Source organism: Sphingomonas sp. 28-62-20, assembly GCF_002281505.1.
The window spans coordinates 25,257-31,750 of the sequence record NZ_NCGH01000032.1 but is presented as its reverse complement, the minus strand read 5'-3'; the positions used below and the strand labels follow the sequence as shown (position 1 = coordinate 31,750).

7 protein-coding genes are annotated in these 6,494 nt (G+C 53.6%); 5 read left to right on the top strand and 2 right to left on the bottom strand.

Annotated elements, in window-relative coordinates; genetic code table 11:
* Positions 1-109: 109 nt before the first annotated feature.
* Both drt3a and drt3b read left to right on the top strand, forming a co-directional pair.
* A complete protein-coding gene (drt3a, locus tag B7Y43_RS18555; protein WP_374133166.1) occupies positions 110-1,285 on the top strand; it encodes an RNA-directed DNA polymerase in 1,176 nt (391 codons plus the stop codon).
* The gene (gene drt3b, locus B7Y43_RS18550) at positions 1,278-3,248 is read left to right on the top strand and encodes an RNA-directed DNA polymerase (protein ID WP_374133164.1); all 1,971 of its coding nucleotides are present in this window, start codon (positions 1,278-1,280) and stop codon (positions 3,246-3,248) included. The genes drt3a and drt3b overlap by 8 nt, the downstream gene beginning before the upstream one ends.
* A gap of 389 nt (positions 3,249-3,637) precedes the next feature.
* Here drt3b and B7Y43_RS18545 read toward each other — a convergent pair whose 3' ends face one another.
* Positions 3,638-4,300 (bottom strand): HNH endonuclease signature motif containing protein, encoded by a 663-nt coding sequence (locus tag B7Y43_RS18545; protein ID WP_374133163.1) that lies wholly within the window; start codon positions 4,298-4,300, stop codon positions 3,638-3,640.
* A gap of 78 nt (positions 4,301-4,378) precedes the next feature.
* Positions 4,379-5,047: a hypothetical protein gene (locus B7Y43_RS18540; protein ID WP_374133162.1), complete on the bottom strand. Its 669-nt coding sequence runs from the start codon at positions 5,045-5,047 to the stop codon at positions 4,379-4,381.
* Between the two features lie 74 nt (positions 5,048-5,121).
* Here B7Y43_RS18540 and B7Y43_RS18535 point away from each other — a divergent pair, with 74 nt between their 5' ends.
* Genes B7Y43_RS18535 through B7Y43_RS18525 form a run of 3 tightly spaced genes read left to right on the top strand, consistent with a single transcriptional unit; the run spans position 5,122 to position 6,427 of the window.
* Positions 5,122-5,685: a recombinase family protein gene (locus tag B7Y43_RS18535; protein ID WP_374133165.1), complete on the top strand. Its 564-nt coding sequence runs from the start codon at positions 5,122-5,124 to the stop codon at positions 5,683-5,685.
* A complete protein-coding gene (locus B7Y43_RS18530) occupies positions 5,682-5,882 on the top strand; it encodes a hypothetical protein (protein ID WP_374133161.1) in 201 nt (66 codons plus the stop codon). Before B7Y43_RS18535 ends, B7Y43_RS18530 begins: the two co-directional genes overlap by 4 nt.
* Positions 5,879-6,427, top strand: a complete 549-nt coding sequence (locus B7Y43_RS18525; RefSeq protein ID WP_374133160.1) for a hypothetical protein — start codon at positions 5,879-5,881, stop codon at positions 6,425-6,427. Before B7Y43_RS18530 ends, B7Y43_RS18525 begins: the two co-directional genes overlap by 4 nt.
* The last annotated feature ends 67 nt before the right edge of the window (positions 6,428-6,494 follow it).

Genomic DNA, 6,494 nt, shown 5'->3' with positions numbered 1-6,494 from the left:
GACGGGCTCACACCATCGGAATATGCAATCCGGGCCAAACAGGCCCAAAACATGAACAGGGCTAACTTATAATCGCGGACAATCTGGGGAGCAGGTCACCGCTGACTTTATCGCCGATAGGCAGTTAGCGGACCCTAACTATAAGCAAGCAATCATCGAGCGGGCTGTAACTTTAGGCCAAAACGGCTTTCCCGCGCTGGCGGTGCAGAGAAATAACCTGCGAGGCAAAACCGTCTATCAACTAAAAGATTTGTCCGAGCGGCTCGTGGTGCGGCACATCAATCGCAACATTCGTCGGCTGACTGGCGTAAAGCAGGATAATCGTGAGTTCATCATCAAGTGCGTCTCCGGATTTCTAAGCGAGGGGACACGATATCGAGCCTACAAATTTGACGTAAAAGCCTTCTATGAAAGTGTGTCGCCAATCGAGATCGTTCGAGATTTGGAGGCCGATGAGGGGTTCTCGGGCCAATCAGCGGCGGCCCTGAGTTCGTTTTTCGTTGAAATGGGTAAGCTAGGCGTAACTGGCTTGCCACGCGGGCTGGGTTTGAGCGCGACGCTCGCCGAATACCTTTTGCGTCCGTTCGATGCGCGAGTTTCGGACATGGCTCACGTCTGGTTTTACGCGCGTTTTGTGGACGATATCTTTATCATCACTGACGGGAACGAGGATCAGAGCAGGTTTACACACGACGTTGCGGCGGCGCTGCCAAGTGGCCTGACCTTCAATTCGAAAAGCACGGCGTTCACGTTCGACGAATATAGGAACGGATCAAGCGGCGTCGCTCACGCCTTCGATTTTCTAGGCTATCGCTTTACCGTGAACCGACCGGAGAGGCGAAGGGTCGATAGCAGAATTGGTAGGCAGGTGATGTTGGATATCGCACCTTCGAAAGTTCGACGGATCAAGACCCGAATTGCTCTGTCGCTCGTCCAGTTCAAAAAGGATCACAGTTATGCTGACCTCGTGGCGCGTATTCGCCTTCTGACGAGCAACTTTAATTTTATAGATCGTGGAACCGGCGTCCGAAGGGTTGCGGGAATTTATTTCAATTATCCCTTGGTCGATTTCGACCGCTCGACAGCACTTCCCTCGTTAGATAAATTTTTGCGCAATTCAGTGCTTTCGAACCACCCAAAAAACCATGTCTACCCCGCCGTGACCGCAGCCGAACGCCGAGGTTTGGCTCAGCTATCGTTTTCCGACGGTTTTAAGGATCGCAGGTTTTTTTCATTTGGACCCGCTCGCTTGGTCGAACTTACTGCATGTTGGTCACATGCGTAAAAGGGTCGTCGCAAAAGGCAATATTCACAAGGGCGACCATCTCCGGGCACTCATTACAGACACGATGCCGGGCGATGTGCCGATCATTGTTTCAAACGATGGATTTTACCTCAATCTGAAGGTGCCGAGCGGCAATCTACACCATCAGGACTTTGTGTCGCGGTTGCTCGATCCCGCGAAGCGTTACACCATGCCATACCGCTATCATATCATCCGCTCTGGCGGAGCGTCACGGAAGCTAAGCCTGATGCATCCATCCGGTCAGCTTGAAGTGGCAAATTTCTACCAAAAAAGTGGCCACCTTATCTGTTATCATTGCCGAAAATCAAAGGCGTCGATTAGGTCGCCGAAAAAGGTTGCCAGTCTTTTTTTCGTTCGCGGACCAGAGAGCGAAAAGAACAAATTGAAAAAATCTGGGATTGATACAGTAGACTTAGAAAATACTGTATCTAACCCGGCTTCTTTCTTTTCTTATAGCGGTGTTGATCGGGCTTTCAAATTTTTCAATTCCCCTGATTACATGGCTATGGAGAAAAAGTATGGTGTGATGTGTCTCGCCGACATTTCAAAATGTTTCAGTAGTATTTATACTCACACGCTGTTCTGGGCTACCGCTGATGTGCAGACAGCAAAAGATAACGTGATGCAAGATACGTTTAGCAATCGCTTTGATCGCTTGATGCAGTCTGTGAATTTTAATGAGACGAACGGAATTTGCGTTGGAGCCGAGGTTAGTCGCGTCTTTGCTGAACTAATTTTGAGCGAAGTCGACAAAAGATGCATCGCTCGATTGAGTGTGTCTGGTCTGAAATGGAAATCCGATTACGAGTTCCGTAGATACGTCGACGATTTTTATATATTTTCACGATCGGACGCCATCGTAACAAGCGTTCTGTCGACCCTCCGCATCGTACTTTCCGAGTTTAATTTACATCTAAATGAAGAAAAAACGCAGAAGGTATTAAGACCTTTTATAACTCGCAAATCTCGTGTTGTCAGCGGTGCCGGTGCTGCTTTACACGACTTTTTCCGTCTGTTTATCCGGAGCGGAAAGCTAGGCGATGATGCCTTTTACTACCCACAAAGAGTTTGGCGATCTCAGGCTGTGCTGCGATCATTTTTTGATAATCTCAAAGCGACGTGTTTTGACAACGCAAGCGGATACGACGCGGTGTCAAACTACGTGATTGGTGCTTTGGCGGCTCGAATATCGGTTCTAATTTCGGATTATGACAAGGGTATCATTCAGCCGAATGTCACTGAAGACAGTTATATAGATGCGATAATGATCTTGCTGGAAGCGATCTACTTTCTCTACAACGTCGACCCGACCGTCCCATCGTCATTGCGCGTGGCTCAAGCAGCCATCCAATCTTACGACTTTGTGTCAAAGAACATGCCGTCACGGGCTGCGTTTCTGTCCGAGCAGATCGTTCGTTGGACATTTCAGTTTGCCAAAGGCTTCTTAGCAACCTCTGCATCCAAGGCGTCAGGGTGCGTTCCCCTCGAGGCGATAAATATACTTCTCGTTCTTGGCGAGGTTGGGAAAGAAGATGCTATCGCATATAAAGCATTGCGTGATTTTTGCGGACCGACTGAAAACCTAGACTACTTTGAGATTGTATCGTATTTGTTCTGTTTGAAAGGGGCAGCGATATTTAACGGACTGCGCGACGACTTGTTCGACCGCGCATCGTCGTTGTTATTGGAGGGGCGGGATTTGGCGGTTGACAGCCAGCGGGCGCATCTAGCCCTAGACATACTGGCATGCCCCTATGTCGACGCGTCCCTGCGCGCTTCGCTCTTCATAAAGTTACGCAAGCAAATGAGCCTTCCGGTCATATCGCTCGCCAATGCGAAAATAGCCGTTGCTAGTTTCGAGGCTCAACCTTGGTTTGTTCGATGGGGTGACGCGAACCTACTGCAAATGATCCGAAAGAAGGAATTGAGCGCAGTCTACTAGCCTGTTAGGTTGATAAAGGACCCATCATGTCGCTCCAGGCTGATAGCTTCGGCTGTCTCCCTATACCGTCCGATGGCTTGGCCACGTTCAAATTTGACGTTGCCATGTCGTTGATGCGGGGCCTCGTGCACACACCTAATGTGATGTGATGGGTTCACTGTCTATCTAGGCCCTGCCCATGTGACGAAGTGCGGAAAGCGTCCGGAGTGTGCCACACTAGTCGCTTTGGTACTTTTAGACGGATATCTCATAGGGTCTGTAATTCCAGTGGTCCATTGCTCCCGATGTATGATGAGTGTCAGGGTTTCACTCGCGGTAGGGACCAAACCGCTTTTCGAGCGCTGGCTGAAGCGCCCCTGCGCACCGTTACGTACGGCATCGTGACCGCGCTAATCAGCGGAGCGGGTAATACGCCTTTTTTTTGCGCTGTTTAGTTCTGCCAGCTTTGATTTGAACTGTACCTCTAAATGTTCGGCATCTGCGCCGAAGTGAGCCTCACGATGATCGTTAGCGCATAACGCAATCACATTCTTCTCGCTGTCTGGTCCCTGTTTTGCCAGAGATATGATATGATGCGTTTCAAGATAAATACCGCCATCCGGTTTCTTGAAACCTTCTCCACCGCAGTGCTCACATTTACCGTTAGCGCGCTCAATTACCTTAGCCCTGACCTTTGCATCTCGGATGAACCGCTCGCCAAAGTAGAGCTGCTTCGTCGGGACGTCTGATCCAGACAATTCGTCGAGGTCATCGATTGCGGATCGCGTCGATTTGACCCGCCCTTTTTCGATCACAACCAGTTCAAAGTTTAATTCGCGCGAGTAGCGGTAGGTATCCGAAGTGTTGAAAGATTTAGGCGCGACGCTCGGCACGTGTGCAGCAGCAAAAATCGCCTTCGCGGGAAACAGTTCACCTTCAACCGAGAGCCACGTGGTCCGTGACGTCACTCCACCAGCGTACTGCGCCAAAAAAGCGTCTCGTCCGACCTCCCGGTACTCAGCGACTTTGTCCATCACAGCAGAGCCTGTGAGCTTTCCAAATGCCGTCTTCATACTCGTACTCCTCGATAATATCGAGGGTCGCGACTGCCTCAAAGGAAGTCAACTAGCATCTGCTCCGTTGTGCGCGGGTCATGCAACGCGGAACGCCTGATCGCCGGTAGCCCAGCCGATTACCAGCGACTTCCCTGACGGAACCTTGATCGTCGCGCCCCGGCCCGGCTCGATCTGACATCCGAGAAGCGCGGCGAAACGGACGAACTCTGCATACCAACGGCGCTCGGGCGAAAATGAATGAACGATCATTCCGGCCAGCTTGGCGTCGAACCGCTCCGCCTCGATCAACGCCGACGCGGTTCGGTGCATCAGTTGGTAACGCACGTCGGAGGGGCACTCTGACATGCCGAGCAGGCTGCACAGATGAGCAAGCCGTTCGATCTTGCCCGGCGAGGCGTCGACGCTCCACTCGCCTACGGTCGGGCCAAACGGTTCATCCACCTTCCCCTCGATGGTATAGCAAGCAAGGCCGCCGGGATGGCGAACGAGCGCCAACACATCCGATTGGCTTTCGCGCGTGCCACCGGGAAGCAGGGTCTTGTGCTCGGGAACAGCGAACAGGAGATCTGGCTGGCCAAAGGCATCCGACATGATAGCCGCGACTTCCGGTGGGATCGTTTTGGCTGCTTCCCATGAATGCGCCAACGTCCGCGCCGAGTAGCCTGTTTTCCAGTGCAGGTCCGGCTGCGCGAGGAACCGTTTCCAGTCATCTTGACCTCGTGACGGCACCAATATTTTGCTCATAAACCTATACTTTTCCGTGACTTAAGGTTCATTTTCTGCCATTCTCGGTGACGAAGAAAGTCGAGGTGGATCAGATGTTTATCGGGTATGCACGTGTCTCAACGACGGATCAAATCGCCGGGCTTGATGCCCAACTTCGCGACCTTGATGTAGCCGGGTGCACACGCATCTTTTCGGAGCGGGTGTCATCGATGGCGCAACGCGACGAACTCGCGAACGCACTAGATTTCGTCAGAGACGGCGATACGCTGGTGGTGACACGGCTTGATCGGCTGGCCCGGTCAACGACAGATCTGCTCACGATCATTGCCACGGTGGAACGCAAAGCCGTCGCCCTGCGTATCCTCGACTTCGGGGGGCAGGCGGTCGATACTACATCTCCATCGGGTCGATTGATCGTCACCATGTTTGGAGCAGTAGCGCAGTTCGAGCGCGAAATTCTTTTGGTCAGGCAGCGCGAAGGCATCGCCAAGGCCAAAGCAGAGGGGAAATATCGTGGCCGCGTGCCGACCGCACGGCGCATGACCCCGGATGTCCACCATCTCCGATCCGCCGGACTAAAGCCGTCCGCAATCGCGATGCGGTTGAAGATGAGCCGCTCGTCGGTCTATCGCATACTCGCGGACGCGGCAGCATGAACAAGGCAATCCCGCACCTGTTCGCCGACGCCACCGCCAAGCTGGAGGACCTGCACGCGGTCGCCATCGAGGGCCAGCGAGCCAACAACGCCCCGGATATGCAGAACGTGCTGACGGCCCATTTACGTGACGGTCTCGTCGCGCTCGATGGCACCATTCGCGCCATTGGGATGGCGTTGGAAGGCGGCGCTCGATGACTAGCCCGTCAACCATCGATCTTGACGATTATATCGCTGCGCTGCCCGTTCGGCCCATATCGCCGCCACGGTTCCGCGTCCCCAAGCGTTACCAGACTTCGAGTTATCCGCTCCTCAAGAACTTCAACGGGTTTTCCGGGGAAGAGAGACGCAGGGGCGGGCAGTTGGGCGTCTGGCTTATCGCGGCGGGCTGTATCACGCTGCCCTACCGATGCGATATCTGCGCTTCAACCGGGCCGCTGGGGGAGCACGGGGAAAGCTACTACCATATAGGGCGTTGCCCGGCTCTCTGCCGAAGCTGCCACCGCGCCCTCCACTTTCGCACCTTTCAATGGGATGCGTGGCGTAGGCTCGTTGATGCAAATGCCGTCACTGGAAAAGAGTGGTTCGCACTGGCTCCCCGGCATGGTCTCGACCTTGCCCAGCACTTGCGGGACAAGTTCGGCTGGCGGGCTGCGGACATCGAGCGTTCGCCGTTGTCGCCGCTACCTGAAGCCATTGCGGTGCTGCTGCCCGATAACATGCTGGACCACCCAAACTTATGAATGGGAGAGCAGCGACGCGTCACCGTTTCGACCCCTGCTGGCATTTGGCGACCGTGGCGCGGCGCTG

Bases quoted from the DNA above. Each gene is read 5' to 3' on its own strand.
- drt3b (WP_374133164.1), top strand. From the start codon at position 1,278: ATGCGTAAAAGGGTCGTCGCAAAAGGCAATATTCACAAGGGCGACCAT.
- B7Y43_RS18545 (WP_374133163.1), bottom strand. From the start codon at position 4,300: ATGAAGACGGCATTTGGAAAGCTCACAGGCTCTGCTGTGATGGACAAA.
- B7Y43_RS18540 (WP_374133162.1), bottom strand. From the start codon at position 5,047: ATGAGCAAAATATTGGTGCCGTCACGAGGTCAAGATGACTGGAAACGG.
- B7Y43_RS18535 (WP_374133165.1), top strand. From the start codon at position 5,122: ATGTTTATCGGGTATGCACGTGTCTCAACGACGGATCAAATCGCCGGG.
- B7Y43_RS18530 (WP_374133161.1), top strand. From the start codon at position 5,682: ATGAACAAGGCAATCCCGCACCTGTTCGCCGACGCCACCGCCAAGCTG.
- B7Y43_RS18525 (WP_374133160.1), top strand. From the start codon at position 5,879: ATGACTAGCCCGTCAACCATCGATCTTGACGATTATATCGCTGCGCTG.